Raw genomic sequence first — 19,599 nt, 5'->3', positions numbered from 1 at the left:
CGCAGCCCCCGGCCGGGCCCGCCGGCCTGACGAAACCGCTGCCGGGCCTCCGTCAGAGGCCTGGCGGGCAGGCTCCGGGGGAGTGAGCGGCAAGGGCCCGCGCGGAGCGTTCCCGCGCACCCGGAAGAACAGCCGTCGCCCCGCCGCGCCAGGCAGACTCCGGAGCCCGCCTCGCCTGCCGGACAGGTGCCCCGTCAGGCGACGCCCCGGGCGGCTTCTGCCCGACGCGCTCCCGTTCCGCTCAGTGCGGTCTCCAGCTGAGCTTGCCGCCTCCCACCCAGCGGACGGCGGCCGGATCGTCGAGGTCGTGGACAGGAACACCGGCCGCGGCGGCGGCCAGCAGGACATCGGTCATGGCGGTCGCACACCCGATCACTTCTCCGTCGATCTCCACGACGCGGAAGGGCGGGTCCCCCGGCTGGACCGGCAGAACGGTGATGCGGGGCGCGGAGGCATGGGGGTTTTCCGTCATGGGCTGATCGGTTCCACACCAAGGCTCCTGGCATGTCGGAGTAGTTCCATCTGGCCCATATGCCCGTTTTGGAATAGTTTTAGAAATTGATCCCGTAATCCATAAAAGGCCATTTCGTGCGACCTGAGCCTCTTCGATCGGGCGCAAATCGCCCTAATCGGACTCCGTGACCAGGGTCACCCCCAGTGCGCCGGACGCGGGTTCGTCGCGGCCGGTTCCCTTCTGTGCCAAGAGAAATGGCCGGCGCGATGTGGGGTGGATTACATGAATTCCCGTGAATCGATCTTGCGGGTGAATTGTGATCACCGCGCCAGGCTTGTTCCTTTCCCTATTTCTCGCCTACGGTCACCATCACTCCGAGCGGAACGCCGAATCCTGCCGCCGCTCGGTAACCCGACCACTTCTCGTACGGCAGGAGCGGGGGACCCAAGTAAGCGCCGATCCGGTATCCGGAGCGGCTCGGGGTGAAGTCGCATTCGTATGCGTCCGGGCATCTCCAGCTCGAACCCGACAGCTCACTTCGCAGGCGACGGAGAGGAATTCAGCATGCCCGAAATCGGTAAGCACCGTCGTTCCAGGACCAGTTCACTCACCCGCGGCATCATCGCCGTGAGCACGGGCGGAGCCGCCCTGGCCCTGCCCCTGATCGGCGCCACCGGTGCCTTCGCCGCCCCGGCCCAGCCGGCCGCCGTGGAAAAGGCCGCAACGTCGACTGCTGTGTCCGGCAAGGGAATTGCCGCGCAGAAGTCCACGCCCTCGGACTATTCCGTGGTCGTGGGTGACACCCTCGCCAAGATCGCTCGCGAGCATTCCGTGAGCGGTGGCTGGAAGGCCCTCTACGAGGGCAACCAGAAGGTGGTCGGCGGAAACCCGGACCTGATTCACCCCGGCCTGAAGATCACCCTTGACGTCAAGGGTGAGAAGAAGTCCGCGGACAAGGCCGAGAAGGCCGAATCCAAGGCGTCCGACCGTGCGGAGGAGAGCTCCGACCGCGCCGACCGTTCGGAGCGCACGAGCACCGAGATCGCCGCTGAGGGCGCGCCCGCCGCCGAGGCCGCTCCCGCCGCCGAGTCGACCTCGTACACGAACGACCTCGACGGCTGGATCAAGGAGTCGCTGGCCGTCATGGCCGAGCACGGCATCCCCGGCACCTACGAGGGCATCCACCGCAACATCATCCGCGAGTCCGCGGGTGACCCGCAGGCCATCAACAACTGGGACATCAACGCGATCAACGGCGTCCCGTCGAAGGGCCTGCTGCAGGTCATCGACCCGACCTTCCAGGCTTACCACGTGCCCGGTACGTCGATGGACAGCTACGACCCGGTCGCCAACATCACGGCCGCGTGCAACTACGCCGCGGACCGGTACGGCTCGATCGACAACGTCTTCGGGGCCTACTGAGTCCTCACGGGCGACGGACCTCTGACAGACGGAATGTGACAGAGGGCCAGAGCGGTACGGACGGGTGGTACGGGTTCGGCGGAACCCGTACCACCCGTCCGTCGTGTCCGGGGGATGTCACGGCCGCCTATATCCGGGCGACAGGCCGGTCGGGGCCCGGGTGACTGGTCTCGTACAGGTTCGTCGTCCATACTGCCCGCCGTGGAGCAGCGCATAGATTCGAACACCCAGCCCGAGTTCGCCGCGGGGACAGACCCGGCGTACATCCCCGGCCTGACGGCCCCTGCCCCCGCGCGGACGGAGGCGGAGGCGGAAGCGGAGAAGGCGGCGCCCGAGGCCCTGGAGGCCGACGTCACGGACGCGCCCGCCCAGGGCGCGGCCGAGGAGGAGGCGGTGGAGGATTCCACGGCCGCCGGTGCCGCGCCCCGGGACGACGGGACGGCCTCGGATGATGCCGCCCCGGACGCCGGGGCGGCGCGCGAGGACGCCGACGACGAGGACGGCCCCGTCTTCGACGTCAGCGACCGGCGCGGATCCATCAGGGTCGACGCCGACGGCGTCCGTTTCCGGCTGGACGACCAGGAGGCGGAGTTCGACTGGTCCGAGATCGGCGCGGTCGAGGTCAGGACCGGACGCTTCGGGCGCCGGTTCACCGTGACGGTCCACCTGTCGAGCCGCCGGTGGTTCAACGCCGAGGTCGAGGCAGGGGCCAGGAGCGACCTCAAGGGGTGGACGGCGGAGCTCGACGAGGTGCTGGACGCCTACTTCGAGGAGGCCTGACCTCCGCCTTCACGACCGCGCACCGGGCTGCCCGCCGGCCCGGTGCGCGGTATACCCTGAGGCGGCCTCAGGTCCCCGCCGCAGCGCCGAGGACCACCGACCGCGTCAGATGCCGCGGCAGGTCGGGATCGAGGCCGCGGGCGGCAGCGCGGGCGATCGCCAGCCGCTGGACCCGGACCAGTTCGGCCAGCGGGTCCAGGCCGCTCTGCACCCAGCGGGCCCCGGTCGCCAGTACCTGCTCCCGGAGCCCCTCGGGAGCGCTGCCGAACATCCAGGTGGCGGTCCCGGCCGTGGCGATGCTGATGGGGCCGTGGCGGTACTCCATCGCCGGGTACGACTCCGTCCAGGAGAGCGACGCCTCCTTCATCTTCAGCGCCGCCTCGTTGGCGAGCCCGACCGTCCAGCCGCTCCCCAGGAAGCTGTACTGGGAGCATTCCAGCAGTCCCTCGGGGAGCGGTTCCGCGAGAGCCGTCTCCGCGTCCCGTACGACGTCCTCGGTGTGCAGCCCGAGGTGGGCGCGGAACAGGGTCAGTGCGGTGGTCGCGAACCGCGTCTGCACCACGGACCGTTCGTCGGCGAAGTCGAGGACCACCACCTCGTCGGCGGCGTCCATCACCGGGGTCAGCGGGTCGGCGGTCACGGCGACGGTACGGGTCCTGCCCCGCAGTCGGTCCAGCAGGCCGAGCACCTCGGTCGTCGTTCCCGAACGCGTCAGGGCCACCACCCGGTCGTACGTCCGCCCGAGAGGGAACTCCGAGGCGGCGTACGCGTCCGACTCGCCCTGCCCGGAGGTCTCGCGGAGCGCGGCGTAGGCCTGCGCCATGTAGTACGACGTTCCGCAGCCGACGACGGCGATGCGCTCACCCGTGGCGGGGAGTACCGCCTTCCGGTCGGCGGCGACCTCCTCGGCACGGCGCCAGCACTCCGGCTGGCCGGCTGTCTCGGTCTCGACATGGGACATGTCCGCACTCCGCTTCCGCTGCTGCTCGCGCCTGATGAGGTGGGTCTGGGCGAAACCGTCGCCGCCTGTTCAATGTTGCATGTTACAGGGGTCTATCGAGCAAGAACAAGCAAGCGTCGTGCGTCTTCATGAGGCACGCTGCGTCGGTTTTCGGCCATGCTCGGTGGGTAGTCGGCTCAATCCGGTTCCGCTGCCCCGGTCTGGGTACCGGTCGCGCGCCGAGGGTCGGACGGTCGATATCAGATACATCAGGCGGAAAATCCCTGGTGAGTCCGATCTGGGGCAACCCCGGACGGTCACCGTCGCGCGGCGGACACCCCGGGGGAGGAGCGATTTCGCGTCATCGGTGTGGCGGGTTGGCCGAGTTCGAACGCGCGGCCGGATCGCGGTCGGCATAATCGCCCCATGTCGATCACGGGTGGGGACGTCGTTGACCTCGGCCGGGGCCTGTACGCCTGGCTGCCGCCGAAGCGTGGCTGGGGCCTGGCCAACTGCGGCCTTCTCGTCTCCCCGCGCAGCGCGTTGTGGATCGACACGCCGTACGACCCGCTGCTGGCCGGTCAGTTCCTCGTGGAGAGCCAGAAACGGCTGCCGGACGGGGCCGGCATCGACCGTGTCATCGTCACGCATGCCAACGGCGACCACTTCTGGGGCGCCGGGGTGCTTCCGGACGCGGAGATCATCGTGACCCGGGAGGCCCGGGAGCACATCCACTACGACCCCACTCCGCAGCAGCAGCACGCCCTCGTGACCGGAAGTGATCAGTCCACCCCCCTCGGGGCCTACCTCTCCCGCCACTTCGGGGCCTTCGACTGGTCGGCCACCGATGTCGTGCGGCCGACGACGTACTTCACCGGAGAGCTCGAACTGACCCTGGGGGAGTACGCGGTCCAGGTGTCGTCCCTCCCGCCCGCGCACACCGGGGGCGACCTGATCGTGCACCTGCCCGCGCAGCGCGCCGTCTTCAGCGGGGACGTCATCTTCTCCTCCACCCCGCAGCAGCCCGGGGACCATCCCGTGCACTGGGCCGGCCCCCTGAGCAACGTGATCGACGCCTGCGAACGGGTCCTGGCGACCGGCGCCGAGGTGATCGTGCCCGGCCACGGGCCCGTACTCGACCCGGCCGGAGTGCGGGAACACATGGGCTACCTCGCCTACGTACGCGAACGCGCCCATGCCCTCCACGCGGCAGGGGTGCCCGCGACCGAGGCGGCGCGCCGGGTGATCGCCGAGGACCGCTACCCGTCCCTCGGTCTTCCCGAGCGGCTCGTGGTGACCATCGGGAGCGAATACCGCCACCTGGACGGATCGGAGCTCCCCGGGGTTCTCCAGGCGATGGCCGAGGTCGCCGCCGTCGCCCAGGAGCCCGGCACGGAGCGCACCGGCGGCCAGGCATGACGGCCGGCCCCAACGACGGCGGACCGAGCCGCCGGCCGTCCCCGACACGAGAGACGCGGTGACGCCCCGTGGTGGCATGGATCGTGGCCCTGATCGCCGTCGCGGTGGCGATATGGTCGTCGGCGCGCAGCTACCAGGCAGGGCGCGAGGCCTACGGCGCCTCGGCGCGTGCGGAGCTGACCGAACGGCAGGCCAGGGCCGCCGAGGCCCGCACCCTCGCCCTCACCGAGGAGATCCGCCAGCTCGCCGAGAAGCGGATACCCGCCGCGGCCACCGCGCTCTCCCACCGGGCGGCGCCCGTCCCTGGCCTGCGTGGGGCGGCGGACATCGAGGGGGACGCCGCACGGCTGCTCACCGAGGCCGTCCAGGCCGCGCGCGCGGCGGTCCTGGAGGAGCGCGGACGGGTCGACGCGGCGGCGCGATCGGCCATGCGCGGCACCTCCGCCAAGATCCAGTCGCTGCTCAACCAGTCGCAGCACCTGCTCCAGGAGCTCCAGCACGAGTACGACGACCCGCGGATCCTGCAGCTCGACTTCCGCAACGAACTGGCGCTGCGCCGCACCCAGGCCACGGCCGTGCTCTGCGACGCCTGGCCGGGACTGGCCCGGCAGAACTCCTCGCTCGTCGAGGTCGTCCTCGGCGCCCAGTCCCGGGTCGCGGGGTACGAGCGGATCAAGGTCGCCAACCACCTGCGCCAGGAGCGGCTCGCGCTGGTCGCCCGTGCCGCCGAGCCCCTCGCCATCGCCCTCGCCGAACTGCTGGCCAACGCGACGGCGTACTCCCACCCGGACACCGAGGTGCCGGTGACGGTCCAGCAGGCCCCGGGGCGCGGCGCCCTGATCCTGGTCGACGACGCGGGCATCGGCATGGACGACGACGCGCTCAAGCGGGCCCACGCCCTGCTGTCGGGCCCCTCCGAGGTGCTCCTCACCGAGCTGGGGGACCCGCCGCAGACCGGCTTCGCCGTCGTGGGACGGCTCATCGCGCGCTACGGCTTCAGCTGTCACATCGAGTCGTCCCCGTACGGAGGGATGCGCGCGATGCTGCGGATCCCGGCCCATCTGCTGACCGTGATGGACGACGACCGTACCCTCTCCGTGCTCGCCCCGAAGCCGCTGCACGCGCGGGGGGCCGGCTCCGGCGCCCCTGTGACGCCGCCGGCCGGGTCCCCCGCCGAAGCCCCCGCTCCCGCCGAGCCGGCCGCAGCCCCCGCCGTCACTCCCGCGCACTCCGGTGCCGCCGAAACCGCGGCGACCGCCGCAGAAGCACCAGCGGACGAGGACGCGGCACAGGCGGCCGCACTGCCCACCCGGCGGCGCAGATCCCGCAGAGCGCCCTCCCCGGCGGCGGAGACGGCCCCGCAGCAGGTGGACGAGGAGTCCGCGCCCCGCACGCCCGAGCGGGCCGGGGCGGCCTGGGCCGCCCTCCAGGAGGGCACCCTCAGCGGCAGGCGGGCGCCCGCACCACCGGCGCCCCCGGCATCCCCATCGGACGACCAAGGAGACGACGAGACGTGAGCGCCACCCCCACCGCCGGTGATCTCGCCTGGGTGCTGACCCCCCTGCTGGAGCTCCCCGGAGTGCAGCACGCCGTGGTCGCCACCGGCGACGGGCTCGTCGAGGGCGCGTCGCCCGGCCTGGACCGCGCGTCCGCCGAACGCGTCGCGGCGATGACGGCCACCCTGCACGCCGCGGCCCGGGCCTTCACCACCGCCTTCACCGAGGCCGAGTCGCCGCGCCTGGCGCAGACGGTCGTGGAGTCAGACCTGGGCTTCGCCATCGTCGTACCGGCGGGCAGGAACACCACGCTGGCCCTGTTCGCGGCCCCCGACGCACACCTGGGGAACATCGCGTACCAGATGCAGGTGCAGGTCACCGCGCTGACCCGGGCCATGCACGCCCCCACCCGCCAACCGGACGCTGCCACCCGGCCATGAGCCCCGGCCCAGGGCGCCGCCTGATCCCCGCCTATCTGGTCACCGGTGGCCGCTCCGTGCCCACCGGTCCCGGGCTCGACCGGCTCGCCGTGCTCATCCGTACCGACTCGGCCGTGCCGCCGGAGACCGGTTCGGAGCAGCGCAGGCTCTGTGAGCTCCTGGAGCCGGGAGCCCTCACCGTCGTCGAATGCGCCGCCCATCTGGAACTGCCGGTCAGCGCGACGGTCTTCCTGGCCACGGACCTCGTGGCCGCCGGACACCTGCACGCTCGACCACCGATCCCCAGCGCCGGTGAGATCGACCGGTCGCTCGTCGAGAGGCTGCTCGTTGGACTCCGTTCCCTCCACTGACCGGGGCGGCGTCGGCTATCTGCCGAGCGCCGCCGAGACCCTGATGAAACTCGTCGTCACGGGTCCCTTCGGCGTGGGCAAGACGACCCTGATCCGCACCCTGTCGGAGATCCCGACCCTCCACACGGAGGAGGCGATGACGCAGTCCAGTACGGGACTCGACGACACCGCCGGGCTCCCGGACAAGACCACGACCACCGTCGCCGTCGACTTCGGCCGGCTGACCGTCCAGGACGACCTGGTGCTCTACATGTTCGGCACCCCCGGCCAGGAGCGCTTTCTGCCGCTCTGGGAGGACATCGCACGGGGTGCGCTCGGCGCCCTCGTCATGGTCGACACCCGACGGCTCGAGGACTCCTTCGCCGTCATGGACATGGTGGAGGAGCAGGGACTTCCGTACGCCGTCGCCGTGAACCGCTTCCCCGACGCCCCCGCCCACGCGGACGAGGTCCTGCGCAAGCACCTCGACCTCGACGCCCGTACCCCGCTCGTCCAGTGCGACGCCCGTGAACGCGAGGGCGGCATCAAGGCCCTGATCGCCCTCGCCGAGCACGCGCTGACCTGTCTGCCCGCGTCCCAGGAACCGTCATGACCCCTCCCGCGTCCGGTACTTCACCCGGAACCGTCCCCTCCGCCCTCGAACCGCTCGCGCTGTACGGCGCGGGATTCGCCGCCGACCCGCACGGCCACTACCGCAGGCTGCGGGCCCAGGGGCCGCTGGCCAGGGTGCGTATCGCCCCGGACGTCGACGCGCTGCTGGTCACCGACTACCACGCGGCCGTCGACCTGCTGCGCGACACCGAGACCTTCACCAAGGACCCGCGTGCCTGGCAGGCGGGCGTCCCCGCCGACTCCCCGGTCCTCCCCGTGCTCGGCCACCGGCCCACCGCCCTGTTCACCGACGGTGCCGTCCACGCCCGGTACCGCGACGCCATCAACGACACCCTCGCCCTGATCGAACCCCACCTGCTGCGCGCGGAGGTGGCCCAGGTCGCACAGCGGCTCATCGCCGCGTTCTCGGCCACCGGCTCCGGCGACCTCATCGCCCAGTACGCCCGCCGACTGCCCGTGCACGTCTTCACCGCCTCCTTCGGCGTGGCACCCGAGGACAGCGAGCGCGTGGTCCGCGGCACCGCGGGGATGATGGACCCGGAGGCGGACGCGACAGCCGCCTACGACGACCTCGTCGGCGTCGTCTCCGCCCTCGTCTCCTCCCGGCGCCGCAGACCCCGCCGCGACCTCACCACGTACCTCCTCGGCCACCCGGCGGGGCTGGACGACGACGAAGCCGTCCGTCAGATCACGCTCATCATGAGCGCGGGCCACGACCCCACCACCAACCTGATCGGCAACGCGCTGCTGCGCATGCTCAGCGACACCGGATACGGAGGCTCCCTGCACGGCGGTGCCATGACCGCGCGCGAGGCGGTGGACGACGTGCTCTGGCGCGACCCGCCGCTGGCCAACATGGGCGCGCACTTCCCGCGCCACGACACCGAGTTCCACGGAGTCCCGCTGCGCGCCGGGCAGTTGGTGCTGGTCTCGTTCGCCGCCGCCAACACGCAGTCGCCGCCCTCGGTCCAGGATCCCGCCGTACGCTCCGGCGACGGCGCTCACCTCGCGTGGTCGACGGGACCGCACCGCTGCCCGGCCAAGCAGCCGGCCCTGCTGATGGCGATGACCGCGATCGAGCAGCTGACCAGTCAACTCTGCGACCTCGAACTGGCCGTCGAACCCGGCGCGCTGGTCTGGCGGCCGGGCCCCTTCCACCGTGCCCCGGCCCACCTCCCGGTCCGATTCACCCCGCTCGACACACTCCCCGAACCGGACGACGCGGGAGCACCGGAGACCTCCGATCACGTTCCGACCCGTGTCGGTGGTACGCCGAACGGGTGAGGGGCGAGAGAATTGCCCGATGAACAGCGAGCGCAGCCGGCGCACAGCCAACCGGCATACGGACGGGGTGGTTCTGTGAGCAGGTACGACAGGTACGACAGGTACGACGCCACCGACGAACAGTGGGAAGGGCTCGCCCAGGTCGTACCCCTGAGGGGCCGTAACGAATGGCCCTCCCGGGTCGACCACCGGACGGTCCCGGACCAGCAGGAGTCGGCCGAGCAGCGGCGCCTCGTCGTTTTGCGGGTCCAGGTGTTCGCGGACGCCCGCGAGGTCGCCGAGTACCTCGTGGCGCAGATCCCGGTCCTGCTGGACCTGACCGGGGCGGAGAGCGACGTGGCCAAGCGGATCCTGGACTTCAGCAGCGGCGTCGTCTTCGGGCTCGGCAGCGGGATGCACCGGGTGGACCGCAACGTGTTCCTGCTGGCGCCGGTCGGCATGGAGGTCGAGGGGGTCACCGCGGCGGGCGTACCTCAATCGTAGGAAGGTCGCGCGGGCGGAACGGTTCGCCGCTCCGGGGCGTGCGTACGGTCCGCTCATGACTGTGATCTCCTCGGGCAGGACGGCCCCGCCGCCGTCCGGCGCGGACCGCCCCGCCCGCCCCTTCGTCGGCGAACTCCGCCTCGACGCCTTCGCCTCGCACCGCCGCACCGTCATCCCGCTCGGGCCGCTCACGCTGCTCGCGGGAGGCAGCGGCAGCGGGAAGACGACCGCCCTGCGCGGATACGACGCGCTCGCACGGCTGGCCGCCGGTGATCCACTGGAGGACGTCTTCCCCGATCCGGCGGCCTGGGTCCCGGACAGGGCGGCCGCCGACGCGCAGGGGCGGCGCGGATTCAGGCTCGGCTGCACGGTGGAGGGCCCGGCCGGCCCGGTGACACTGGATCTCGCCGTGCAGGCCGAGCCCTCGCTCCGCATCGTCGGCGAGCGGCTGAGGGACAGTGGGGAGACCCTGCTGACCACGGCGCTGCTGGACCCACGGCGCCCGTCCGTCCAGGCTGCCTGGCTCACCGCGGGGGCCGTGCCGGTGACACGCGCACCCTTCCCCGACGACCGGCTCGGTACGGCGCTGCTGCCGCTGCGCGTCGCGGGGACCACGGAAGGCCAGCTCAGAGTCCTGGCCGCGGCCGAGCAGGTGGTGGTCGCCCTGCGGTCTGCCTTCGTCTGCGACCCGCAGCCGCAGGGGATGCGCGCGGCGGTGCCGGTGGGGGAGGGGCGTCTCACCTCGTGCTGCGACAACCTCGCCGACGTCCTCCACCGCACCCACAGCCAGTGCGCGCAGCGGCACGCCCGCCTGGTCGCCAGTGCGGACGCCGGGTGCACGGGAGGCGTGACCGGCCTGACCGTGGAGCGCCTGGACGACGGGACTGTGCGCGCCATGACCGGCCGGGGCCCGGGGCGCAGCACCCCAGTCGGCCGTCTCGGCGACGGTGAGCTGCGGTATCTCGCCTTCGCGCTCGTACTCCTGACGGGACCCCATGTCCTGGTGGTGGACCCGGCGGCCGAGGTGCCGTCGGCCATGCAGGCGCTCACCGTGCTGGCCGACGGGCTCGACCGGAGCCTCGACGCGCGGCAGGCGAAGGAACTGCTGGCGCTGGCGGCGTCGATCTGCGCGGACGGGCACATGCGCCTGCTGGGAACCGTCGGTGAGGCGACCGCGGCAGCGGCCCGCGGGGCGGCCGGCACGACGGTGGTAGACCTGTCACCGTGACCGAACTGGATGTAGCACAACTGCAGCGGCGGCTGGCCGACTTCGCGGCGTCCCGGGCCTGGGAGCCGTACCACACGCCCAAGAACCTCTGCGTTGCGCTGAGCGTGGAGGCCTCCGAACTCCTGGAGATCTTCCAGTGGCTGACGCCGGAGCAGTCGGCGAGGGTGATGGAGGACCCCGATACGGCGTTCCGCGTCACGGACGAGGTCGCGGACGTCCTCGCCTATCTGCTGCAGTTCTGCGAGGTCCTGGGCATCGACGCGCTGGAGGCGCTGGCGGCCAAGATCGACCGGAACGAGACGCGCTTCCCGGTACCGGACGGTACTCGGGGCTGAGCATTAGCGCTCGGTACAGCGGTTGGCGCCGAGATTGATCGTGAATGCTGAGAGGACTCCGGCAGCATCGCCGGGGTCCTCTGCCGTGGTGGGGCGGTCACAGGTCGGCTCCGGTGTGGGAGGAGGGCCAGGAGGCGTTCGCGCTGGGTGGCGCCGAGGCCCTGCCGCCAGGCCTCGGCGCCGTCATCGCCCAGGCACTCGGCCATCACGACAAGAGCGCCACCCGCATCGCCACGGATGTGGGAGCCCTCTGGGGGGAACTACGCGCCGGGCGACCACGGCAGGTGACGGACAAGTTGGCATGAGATCGGCTGAGGCCGGCGGAAGGATCAGCCTTCGGCCAGAGAAACGAGGAACCGGGTCTCCGCGTCGTCCCGTCCCGCGCACATCCTGGGGACCGCGATGAGAGCGGACAGGGCCCGACACCAACCCAGCACACGTTGAGGGGACTGGCCGGGAACCAGCTCCGCCAGTTCCCCGATTCTTTGCTCCAGCACGCTGAAATCCGCCGCTCCCTCAAGCACCCAGTCAACGGCATCGAAGTCCGGGTCCCCCCACGCGGGCCCGGGATCGATCGCCACCATGCGGGCGTCCGGTCCGGACAGCACGTTGGCTGGATGAAGATCACCATGTACGAGTCCCACAGGCCCATCGGCGGCGAGTTCCAGGGCTGCCGCCCGGGCCTGCCGAAGCATCGTGGAGGCAGCCGGGTCGTTCACGTCGGCCGCCGTCAGCCTGCGGTCGGTCAAGTCGAACACGAAGTCGATGCGGTGTGAGAGAGGCTGCAGTACCGAGTGCTCACCTGGCGCGGGAGCAGCGGCCCGTAGGTCCCGCAGCAGCGCCGCGACCTCGGCGAGATTCCAGGCACGGTGCCTCACCTGCGCTCCCGGCTCCACGTCCTCCAGCAGCAGGGCCCCGACGGCCAGATCCTGTCCCAGCAACGTGACAACCGACGGCGTATCTGCCCAACGCCGTAGGGCTTCGGCTTCCTCCCGGGCAATCCCGGGCTCCGGCGTGAGTTTCAGCCACGCCGAGGCGTCAGTGTCACCCCTGAAGCAGTGGAACACCCGCGAGGTGCCTCCTCCACCCGCCGCGACAAGGGACAGACCCCAGCGGGTGGCGAGTTCGTTCACGAGAGCCGGCAACTCGTCACACCAGGCGAGCACCCCTGTTCCGAACCGAACGACGAGCCGGTCCCGGACCTCTGGTGCGACGCAAGCCCACTCTCTCAACGTGTCCCCAGGGTGGTGGATGCGGTCTTCGCACATCCTAGGAGCACCGTCTGTGCACGCCCCATGCCGTGTCATCGGCACAGAGGATGGAGTGTGGTCTCGTCGAACCACCCGATGCAGTACTCGGGACTATCGACGGTTACCAGTCCCGAGGCCGGTACTGGACCGACGCACCGTCACTCTTCGGAGTGATCGACTTATCCACAATCCTCTTCCTGTCCACAGATTTCCGATTTCCTCTGGCATTCATGTGCCACGCAGCTCACTGTGGGTAATGAAGAGATGAGCGGGTTTCTGTACGGATGGTCACGGCGACGGGGGAATCGGATGGAAGCGGAGCGACTGATCGCTGCGGGCAGGAGCGCGCTCGCGGGGAGCCGGGGAGTGCCGGCCGTCATGGCGGAGGCATGGCAGGCCCAGGCCCTCGCCCGGGCGGTCGGCGGACAGCTGGCGAGGTGCGGACCGGCCGAGCTGCGGACGGAGGCGCGCGGGCTCAGCGAGACCTCCGCCCTCGGCAGCGCCGTGCTCGACCACCCGATGGTGCCGGCCGGAGGCGTCAGGGCCTCGCAGCTCACCGAAGTGGCCCATGTGCCGGGCACGTTGGCCGCTCTTGCGGCGCTGCTCGGCGAGGCGGGCATCGCCCTGGTGGGTGTCGCCTGCGGCACGGAGGAGGAAGGGCTCTACTGGCAGTGCATCGAGGCGATAGACGCCGTCGACGAGTCCGTGGACCGGATCCACGGCATGCTCAGACGGCTCGCGGAGCAGGAGCGTGACCGCGAGCGGGAACACGAGCCGGACAGGGAGCGTGACGGCCCGTTCGGTGTGATCACCGGTCCGGCGGGGTTCGTCGCCGGGCAGCAGTGAGCCGGCGGCCGGAAGGGAGCACCGGCCGCCGACGGGAGAAGCGAGCAGGGGAGAGACGGGGCGCGGCGGGTGCGAAGGTGCAGGATGGAGGCATGGATCTTCGAATCTTCACCGAGCCCCAGCAAGGGGCGAGCTACGACACCCTGCTCACCGTCGCCAAGGCCACCGAGGACCTCGGCTTCGACGCCTTCTACCGGTCGGACCACTATCTGCGCATGGGCTCGGGTGACGGTCTGCCCGGCCCGACCGACGCGTGGATCACGCTCGCCGGGCTCGCCCGCGAGACCAGGCGGATCCGCCTGGGCACGCTGATGACGGCGGGCACCTTCCGACTGCCCGGTGTGCTGGCCATCCAGGTCGCCCAGGTCGACCAGATGTCCGGCGGCCGGGTCGAGCTGGGCCTGGGCGCGGGCTGGTTCGAGGAGGAGCACAAGGCGTACGGCATTCCGTTCCCGAAGGAGAAGTTCGGCCGGCTGGAGGAGCAGCTGGCGATCGTCACGGGACTGTGGGAGACCGAGCCCGGCAAGACCTTCAGCTACGACGGGACCTACTACCAGCTCACCGACTCACCGGCCCTGCCGAAGCCCGCCCAGGCGAAGGTGCCGGTCCTGATCGGCGGCCACGGCGCGGTCCGCACCCCTCGGCTCGCCGCCCGGTACGCGGACGAGTTCAACATCCCCTTCGCCTCGTTGGAGGACAGCGAGAAGCAGTTCGGCCGGGTCAGGGACGCGGCTGTGGTGGCGGGCCGGGCCCCTGACGACCTGGTGTACTCCAACGCGCTCGTGGTGTGTGTCGGGAAGGACGACGCGGAGGTGGCACGGCGCGCGTCCGCCATCGGACGGGAGGTCGAGGATCTGAAGGCGAACGGCCTGGCGGGCTCGCCCGCCGAGGTGGTCGACAAGATCGGCCGGTACGCCGCCATCGGCTCCTCGCGGATCTACCTCCAGGTCCTGGACCTGCACGACCTGGACCATCTGGAACTCATCTCGTCGCAGGTCCAGTCGCAACTGGGCTGACGGCGGGGACGCGGCCGGAAGGACCGGATCCACACGGCGGCCGCGGACCGTCGGGAACCGGCGGACAGGACCGGCGGACAGGGGCAGGCGCCGGTGGGCAGGAAGCGTCGAACAGGCAACCGCCGGCCGGACGGGACCGTGGCACGGGACCGACCGGTACCGGCCGACAGCGAGGAGCAACTGTGCACACCGCCCGGACGCCGAACGTGCCGCCCTGCCGTACGCTCGGCGAAGCGCTTGCCGAGGGGACCGTCCTGCTGGACGGGGGACTGTCCAACCAGTTGGAGGCCCAGGGCTGTGATCTGTCCGACGCCCTGTGGTCGGCCCGTCTGCTGACCGACGCGCCCCAGCAGATCGAGGCCGCCCACGCGGCCTATGCGCGGGCGGGGGCGCAGGTGCTCATCACCGCCAGTTACCAGGCGACGTTCGAAGGGTTTGCACGGCACGGGATCGGCAGGGCCCGGGCGGCGGACCTGATGGCCGACAGTGTGGACTCGGCGCGCAGGGCGGGCGCGGTGGCAGGGCGTGAGCTCTGGGTCGCGGCCTCGATCGGACCGTACGGGGCGATGCTCGCGGACGGCAGCGAGTACCGGGGCCGGTACGGACTCACCGTCCGGGAGCTGGTGCGCTTCCACCGGCCCCGGGCGGAGACGCTCGCCGCGGCCGGCCCCGATGCGCTGGCTCTGGAGACTGTGCCGGACATCGTCGAGGCCGAGGCGTTGCTGGAGGTGGTCCAGGAGCTCCCGGTGCCGGTCTGGCTCTCGTACAGCGTGGCGGGCGACCGCACCAGGGCCGGGCAGCCCCTGGCGGAGGCGTTCGGTCTCGTCGCGGGCATCGAGCAGGTGGTGGCCGTCGGGGTCAACTGCTGCGATCCCGCCGACGCCGACCGGGCGGTGGAGGTGGCGGCCGCGGCCACCGGCAAGCCGGTGGTCGTCTACCCGAACAGCGGAGAGGAGTGGGACGCCGACGGCCGTGGCTGGACCGGCAGGGGGACGTTCGAGCCGGGCAGGGTGCGGGACTGGCAGCGGGCCGGCGCCCGTCTGGTCGGTGGCTGCTGCCGTGTCGGACCGCCGGACATCGCGGCCCTTGCGGACCGGCTGGAGTCGCCGGCAGCGTGAAAAAGCCTGGTGGGAGACGGGCCCTCGCACCATACTCGGACGGGTGTTCCTGACTATCAGCACCACCGGCACCCCAGAGCGTCCCGCGACCGACCTCGGCTATCTGCTGCACAAGCATCCCGACAAGGCGCAGACGTTCTCCACGTCGCATGGCACCGCGCACGTCTTCTACCCCGAGGCGTCCGAGGAGCGGTGCACCGCGGCGCTGCTGCTGGAGGTCGATCCGGTGGCGCTGGTGAGGCGGGGAAAGGGCAAGGGCCGGGGCGGAGCCCCCGACGCTGCGCTCGCGCAGTACGTCAACGACCGGCCCTACGCGGCGTCGTCGCTGCTTTCGGTCGCGATGACGACGGTGTTCAAGTCCGCGCTGAACGGCGCGTGCAGGGCCCTGCCCGACCGGGTGCGGGAAGCTATGCCGCTGCGGATCGAGATCCCGGCGCTGCCGGCCCGCGGCGGTGCGGAGCTGGTGCACAAGCTGTTCGGCCCGCTCGGCTGGACACGGATCGAGGCCCTGCCCGTGCCTCTGGACGAGCGGTTCCCGGAGTGGGGCGACTCGCGTTACGTCCGGCTCGTGCTCGAAGGGGACGTGCGGCTCGCGGACGCCTTGCGCCAGCTGTACGTGCTGCTGCCCGTGCTCGACGACGCCAAGCACTACTGGGTCGCCCCCGACGAGGTCGACAAGCTCCTCCGGGCCGGCGAGGGCTGGCTGGCGGGCCATCCGGAGCAGAAGCTGATCACCAGCCGGTACCTCTCCCGCCGCCTGGGGCTCACCAGGCAGGCGATGGAGCGGCTCGAGCTGGTCCGGCTGGCCGAGTCGGACGACCTGGAGGTGGAGAGTGTCGACAACGCGGTCGACGAGACCACCGACACGGAGGAGAAGCCGGTCCCGCTCGCCGAGCGGCGCCGCGGGGCGATCCTGGAGGCGCTGGGTGCCGCCGGGGCCAACCGGGTGCTCGACCTCGGCTGCGGCCAGGGTCAGTTGGTGCAGGCGCTGCTCAAGGACACGCGTTTCACGGAGATCGTCGGGGTCGACGTCTCGGTGCGCGCCCTGACGGTCGCGGCACGCAGGCTGAAGCTGGAGCGGATGGGCGAGCGGCAGGCCGGGCGCGTCACCCTCCGGCAGGGCGCGCTCACCTACACGGACAAGCAGCTGAAGGGGTACGACGCCGCCGTGCTGAGCGAGGTGATCGAGCACCTCGACCTGGACCGGCTCCCCGCCCTCGAGTACACGGTCTTCGGCGCGGCGCGCCCTCGGACCGTGCTGGTGACGACCCCCAACGTCGAGTACAACGTCCGCTGGGAGACGCTGCCCGCGGGGCACGTGCGCCACGGTGACCACCGCTTCGAGTGGACCCGGCAGGAATTCCGGGAGTGGGCGGAGCGGGTCGCCGGACGCCACGGCTACACGGTGGCGTTCGTACCGGTGGGACCGGAGGACCCCGAGGTGGGGCCTCCCACACAGATGGCCGTGTTCACGATGACCACGGCCCGGGAGACGACGAAGGAGGCAAAGGCCGCATGACCAGTACCTCGCGCACCCTGCCGGTGACCGACCTGTCCCTCGTCGTCCTCATCGGCGCCAGCGGTTCGGGCAAGTCCACCTTCGCCCGCAGGAACTTCAAGCCCACCGAGATCATCTCCTCCGACTTCTGCCGGGGCCTCGTCGCGGACGACGAGAACGACCAGAGCGCGAGCGGCGACGCCTTCGACGTGCTCCACTACATCGCGGGCAAGCGCCTCGCCGCGGGCCGGCTCACTGTCGTGGACGCCACCAACGTGCAGCCCGAGAGCCGCAGGCAGCTCGTCCAGCTGGCCCGGCAGTACGACGTGCTGCCCATCGCCATCGTGCTCGACCTGCCGGAAGAGGTCTGCCAGGCGCGCAACGCCACCCGCCCCGACCGCTCCGGCATGCCGCGCCATGTCGTGCAGCGTCACCGCCGCGAACTACGCCGCTCGTTGCGCGGTCTGGAACGCGAAGGCTTCCGCAAGGTGCACATCCTGCGCACCGAGGAGGAGGCCGACACCGTCGGGGTCTCCCTGGAGCGCCGCTACAACGACCTGCGGCACCTCACCGGCCCGTTCGACATCATCGGCGACATCCACGGGTGCAGTTCCGAGCTGGACACCCTCCTCGGCGAGCTGGGGTACAAGGACGGCGCGCACCCCCAGGGGCGTACCGCCGTGTTCGTCGGTGACCTCGTCGACCGCGGCCCGGACAGCCCCGGTGTGCTGCGCCGCGTCATGTCCATGGTGGCGTCGGGCAACGCGCTGTGCGTCCCCGGCAACCACGAGAACAAGCTCGGGCGCTATCTCAAGGGGCGCAAGGTCCAGCACAGCCACGGCCTCGCCGAGACCGTGGAGCAGCTGGAGCGGGAGGACGCCGAGCACCCCGAATTCCGCAGGCAGGTCGGTGAGTTCATCGACGGACTCGTCAGCCACTACGTCCTGGACAGGGGTCGGCTGGTCGTCTGCCACGCGGGGCTGCCCGAGAAGTACCACGGGCGCACCTCCGGGCGGGTCCGCTCGCACGCCCTGTACGGGGAGACGACCGGCGAGACCGACGAGTTCGGCCTGCCCGTGCGCTACCCGTGGGCCGAGGACTACCGGGGCAGTGCCGCGGTGGTCTACGGACACACCCCGGTGCCCGTGGCCTCCTGGGTGAACAACACGATCTGTCTGGACACCGGGGCCGTCTTCGGCGGGAAGATGACGGCGCTGCGCTGGCCGGAGCGGGAGATCGTCGAGGTACCGGCCGAGCGCGTCTGGTACGAGCCGGTGAAGCCGTTGACCACCGAGGCCCCCGGAGGCCGGGAGGGCCGGCCGCTCGACCTCGCCGACGTGCAGGGCCGCCGCATCGTGGAGACCCGGCACATGGGCCGGGTCGCGGTGCGCGAGGAGAACGCGGCGGCGGCGCTCGAAGTCATGAGCCGCTTCGCCGTCGACCCGAGGCTGCTGGCCTATCTCCCGCCGACCATGGCACCGACCGCCACCTCCCACGAGGAGGGCTTCCTGGAGTATCCGGCCGAGGCCTTCGCGCAGTACCGCGCGGACGGCGTCACCAAGGTCGTCTGCGAGGAGAAGCACATGGGCTCGCGCGCCGTGGCGCTGGTCTGCCGCGACGCCGGCACGGCCCGGGAGCGCTTCGGCACGGACGGCCCCACCGGCGCCCTGCACACGCGCACCGGGCGCCCGTTCCTGGACGACACGGCACTCACCGAGGTGGTCCTCGGACGGCTGCGCGCGGCGGTCACCGCCGCCGGACTGTGGGAGGAGTGGAAGACCGACTGGGTGCTGCTCGACGCCGAGCTGATGCCCTGGTCCCTCAAGGCCGCCGGGCTTCTGCGCTCGCAGTACGCGGCGGTGGGCGCGGCCGCCGGAGCGGTGCTGCCCGTGGCGGAGGGCGCCCTCGCGGCGGCTGCCGCCCGCGGGGTCGACGTCGGTGCCCTCGCAGGGCGCCAGTCGGAACGCGCCGAGGACGCCGCCGCCTTCACCGAGGCGTACCGCCGCTACTGCTGGAGCACCGAAGGGCTCGACGGCGTCCGGCTCGCGCCGTTCCAGATCCTCGCGGTGCGGGGCCGCTCCCTCGCCTCCGTGCCGCACGACGAACAGCTGGCGTGGCTGGACCGCCTGGTCGAGCACGACCCGACCGGACTGCTCCAGGTCACGCGGCGTCTCGTCGTCGACACGGGTGACGAGGAATCGGTCCGCTCCGGTACGGACTGGTGGCTGGAGATGACCGGCCGCGGCGGTGAGGGCATGGTCGTCAAGCCGCTCGGCGCCCAGGTCCGGGACGGGAAGGGCAGGCTCGTCCAGCCGGGCATCAAGGTGCGCGGCCGGGAGTACCTGCGGATCATCTACGGCCCCGAGTACACGCGGCCGGAGAATCTGGAGCGCCTGCGTTCCCGGTTCCTCGGCCACAAGCGGTCGCTGGCCCTGCGGGAGTACGCCCTCGGTCTCGAGGCGCTCGACCGGCTGGCTGACGGGGAGCCGCTCTGGCGGATCCACGAGGCGGTGTTCGCGGTGCTGGCGCTGGAGTCCGAGCCGGTGGACCCCCGGCTGTAGGGGGTCCACCGGCTCGGACACGGCCCGGTCCACCGCCGGGCCGTGGGTCGGGCCCGGCACGCTCGGG

20 protein-coding genes and 1 riboswitch are annotated in these 19,599 nt (G+C 71.5%); of the genes, 17 read left to right on the top strand and 3 right to left on the bottom strand.

The annotated features are described in order from the left end of the window. Positions 1–241: 241 nt before the first annotated feature. Positions 242–472: a hypothetical protein gene (locus B9S57_RS26400; protein WP_103759714.1), complete on the bottom strand. Its 231-nt coding sequence runs from the start codon at positions 470–472 to the stop codon at positions 242–244. A 356-nt stretch (positions 473–828) separates the two neighbouring features. Further along, a riboswitch (cyclic di-AMP (ydaO/yuaA leader) is annotated at positions 829–1,014 on the top strand. Between the two features lie 4 nt (positions 1,015–1,018). On the opposite strand from B9S57_RS26400, the gene B9S57_RS26395 reads away from it, so the two are divergent. After that, positions 1,019–1,876 carry a transglycosylase SLT domain-containing protein gene (locus B9S57_RS26395; protein ID WP_103759713.1) on the top strand — a complete coding sequence of 286 codons (858 nt, stop codon included), beginning with the start codon at positions 1,019–1,021 and terminating at the stop codon, positions 1,874–1,876. A gap of 201 nt (positions 1,877–2,077) precedes the next feature. Beyond that, the gene (locus B9S57_RS26390) at positions 2,078–2,656 is read left to right on the top strand and encodes a hypothetical protein (RefSeq protein ID WP_103759712.1); all 579 of its coding nucleotides are present in this window, start codon (positions 2,078–2,080) and stop codon (positions 2,654–2,656) included. A 67-nt stretch (positions 2,657–2,723) separates the two neighbouring features. Here the strand turns inward: B9S57_RS26390 and B9S57_RS26385 are convergent, their stop codons facing one another. Further along, entirely contained in the window at positions 2,724–3,617 is an 894-nt protein-coding gene (locus B9S57_RS26385; RefSeq protein WP_103759711.1) for an SIS domain-containing protein, read from the bottom strand. 405 nt (positions 3,618–4,022) lie between these two features. Here B9S57_RS26385 and B9S57_RS26380 point away from each other — a divergent pair, with 405 nt between their 5' ends. The 10 genes from B9S57_RS26380 to B9S57_RS26335 all read left to right on the top strand — a co-directional run bounded on the left by B9S57_RS26380 (position 4,023) and on the right by B9S57_RS26335 (position 11,548). Then, positions 4,023–5,015, top strand: coding sequence for an MBL fold metallo-hydrolase (locus B9S57_RS26380; RefSeq protein WP_103759710.1), 993 nt, complete (start codon positions 4,023–4,025; stop codon positions 5,013–5,015). A gap of 68 nt (positions 5,016–5,083) precedes the next feature. Beyond that, a complete protein-coding gene (locus B9S57_RS26375; protein ID WP_103759709.1) occupies positions 5,084–6,532 on the top strand; it encodes an ATP-binding protein in 1,449 nt (482 codons plus the stop codon). After that, positions 6,529–6,951: a roadblock/LC7 domain-containing protein gene (locus tag B9S57_RS26370; protein WP_103759708.1), complete on the top strand. Its 423-nt coding sequence runs from the start codon at positions 6,529–6,531 to the stop codon at positions 6,949–6,951. The genes B9S57_RS26375 and B9S57_RS26370 overlap by 4 nt, the downstream gene beginning before the upstream one ends. Further along, positions 6,948–7,301 carry a DUF742 domain-containing protein gene (locus B9S57_RS26365; RefSeq protein ID WP_103759707.1) on the top strand — a complete coding sequence of 118 codons (354 nt, stop codon included), beginning with the start codon at positions 6,948–6,950 and terminating at the stop codon, positions 7,299–7,301. The genes B9S57_RS26370 and B9S57_RS26365 overlap by 4 nt, the downstream gene beginning before the upstream one ends. Beyond that, positions 7,279–7,893 carry an ATP/GTP-binding protein gene (locus tag B9S57_RS26360; RefSeq protein WP_103759706.1) on the top strand — a complete coding sequence of 205 codons (615 nt, stop codon included), beginning with the start codon at positions 7,279–7,281 and terminating at the stop codon, positions 7,891–7,893. Before B9S57_RS26365 ends, B9S57_RS26360 begins: the two co-directional genes overlap by 23 nt. After that, positions 7,890–9,197: a cytochrome P450 gene (locus B9S57_RS26355; protein WP_258036620.1), complete on the top strand. Its 1,308-nt coding sequence runs from the start codon at positions 7,890–7,892 to the stop codon at positions 9,195–9,197. Before B9S57_RS26360 ends, B9S57_RS26355 begins: the two co-directional genes overlap by 4 nt. A 75-nt stretch (positions 9,198–9,272) precedes the next feature. After that, on the top strand, positions 9,273–9,680 hold the full coding sequence (locus B9S57_RS26350; RefSeq protein ID WP_103759705.1) for a cell division protein SepF: 408 nt from the start codon (positions 9,273–9,275) through the stop codon (positions 9,678–9,680). A gap of 55 nt (positions 9,681–9,735) precedes the next feature. Further along, positions 9,736–10,908 carry an ATP-binding protein gene (locus B9S57_RS26345; RefSeq protein ID WP_103759704.1) on the top strand — a complete coding sequence of 391 codons (1,173 nt, stop codon included), beginning with the start codon at positions 9,736–9,738 and terminating at the stop codon, positions 10,906–10,908. Then, a complete protein-coding gene (locus B9S57_RS26340) occupies positions 10,905–11,243 on the top strand; it encodes a nucleotide pyrophosphohydrolase (RefSeq protein ID WP_103759703.1) in 339 nt (112 codons plus the stop codon). The genes B9S57_RS26345 and B9S57_RS26340 overlap by 4 nt, the downstream gene beginning before the upstream one ends. A 113-nt stretch (positions 11,244–11,356) precedes the next feature. After that, positions 11,357–11,548, top strand: coding sequence for a hypothetical protein (locus tag B9S57_RS26335; protein ID WP_103759702.1), 192 nt, complete (start codon positions 11,357–11,359; stop codon positions 11,546–11,548). Positions 11,549–11,572: 24 nt separating this feature from the next. Here B9S57_RS26335 and B9S57_RS26330 read toward each other — a convergent pair whose 3' ends face one another. Beyond that, complete coding sequence (locus B9S57_RS26330) at positions 11,573–12,376, bottom strand: aminoglycoside phosphotransferase family protein (protein ID WP_258036619.1); 804 nt, start codon at positions 12,374–12,376, stop codon at positions 11,573–11,575. Positions 12,377–12,802: 426 nt separating this feature from the next. Between B9S57_RS26330 and B9S57_RS26325 the strand changes: the two genes are divergently transcribed. From B9S57_RS26325 to B9S57_RS26305, 5 genes are all read left to right on the top strand, one after another. Then, a complete protein-coding gene (locus B9S57_RS26325; protein ID WP_103759700.1) occupies positions 12,803–13,339 on the top strand; it encodes a DUF6099 family protein in 537 nt (178 codons plus the stop codon). Positions 13,340–13,431: 92 nt separating this feature from the next. Continuing rightward, on the top strand, positions 13,432–14,355 hold the full coding sequence (locus B9S57_RS26320; RefSeq protein WP_103759699.1) for an LLM class F420-dependent oxidoreductase: 924 nt from the start codon (positions 13,432–13,434) through the stop codon (positions 14,353–14,355). Positions 14,356–14,537: 182 nt separating this feature from the next. Continuing rightward, on the top strand, positions 14,538–15,473 hold the full coding sequence (mmuM, locus tag B9S57_RS26315; protein WP_103759698.1) for a homocysteine S-methyltransferase: 936 nt from the start codon (positions 14,538–14,540) through the stop codon (positions 15,471–15,473). 43 nt (positions 15,474–15,516) lie between these two features. Further along, positions 15,517–16,992 carry a 3' terminal RNA ribose 2'-O-methyltransferase Hen1 gene (locus tag B9S57_RS26310; RefSeq protein ID WP_103759697.1) on the top strand — a complete coding sequence of 492 codons (1,476 nt, stop codon included), beginning with the start codon at positions 15,517–15,519 and terminating at the stop codon, positions 16,990–16,992. After that, positions 16,989–19,532 carry a polynucleotide kinase-phosphatase gene (locus B9S57_RS26305; protein WP_103759696.1) on the top strand — a complete coding sequence of 848 codons (2,544 nt, stop codon included), beginning with the start codon at positions 16,989–16,991 and terminating at the stop codon, positions 19,530–19,532. Before B9S57_RS26310 ends, B9S57_RS26305 begins: the two co-directional genes overlap by 4 nt. The last annotated feature ends 67 nt before the right edge of the window (positions 19,533–19,599 follow it).

Origin of the sequence: Streptomyces sp. SM10 (assembly GCF_002910915.1) — a bacterium.
GTDB lineage: Bacteria > Actinomycetota > Actinomycetes > Streptomycetales > Streptomycetaceae > Streptomyces.
Note: the sequence above shows the minus strand (reverse complement) of the source record. Positions and strands in the feature narration are given on the sequence as shown.

What these genes read in the sequence shown, in the direction of transcription:
- B9S57_RS26400 (WP_103759714.1), bottom strand. Translation starts at nt 472, where the DNA reads ATGACGGAAAACCCCCATGCCTCCGCGCCCCGCATCACCGTTCTGCCG.
- B9S57_RS26395 (WP_103759713.1), top strand. Translation starts at nt 1,019, where the DNA reads ATGCCCGAAATCGGTAAGCACCGTCGTTCCAGGACCAGTTCACTCACC.
- B9S57_RS26385 (WP_103759711.1), bottom strand. Translation starts at nt 3,617, where the DNA reads ATGTCCCATGTCGAGACCGAGACAGCCGGCCAGCCGGAGTGCTGGCGC.
- B9S57_RS26380 (WP_103759710.1), top strand. Translation starts at nt 4,023, where the DNA reads ATGTCGATCACGGGTGGGGACGTCGTTGACCTCGGCCGGGGCCTGTAC.
- B9S57_RS26365 (WP_103759707.1), top strand. Translation starts at nt 6,948, where the DNA reads ATGAGCCCCGGCCCAGGGCGCCGCCTGATCCCCGCCTATCTGGTCACC.
- B9S57_RS26355 (WP_258036620.1), top strand. Translation starts at nt 7,890, where the DNA reads ATGACCCCTCCCGCGTCCGGTACTTCACCCGGAACCGTCCCCTCCGCC.
- B9S57_RS26345 (WP_103759704.1), top strand. Translation starts at nt 9,736, where the DNA reads ATGACTGTGATCTCCTCGGGCAGGACGGCCCCGCCGCCGTCCGGCGCG.
- B9S57_RS26325 (WP_103759700.1), top strand. Translation starts at nt 12,803, where the DNA reads ATGGAAGCGGAGCGACTGATCGCTGCGGGCAGGAGCGCGCTCGCGGGG.
- B9S57_RS26320 (WP_103759699.1), top strand. Translation starts at nt 13,432, where the DNA reads ATGGATCTTCGAATCTTCACCGAGCCCCAGCAAGGGGCGAGCTACGAC.
- B9S57_RS26305 (WP_103759696.1), top strand. Translation starts at nt 16,989, where the DNA reads ATGACCAGTACCTCGCGCACCCTGCCGGTGACCGACCTGTCCCTCGTC.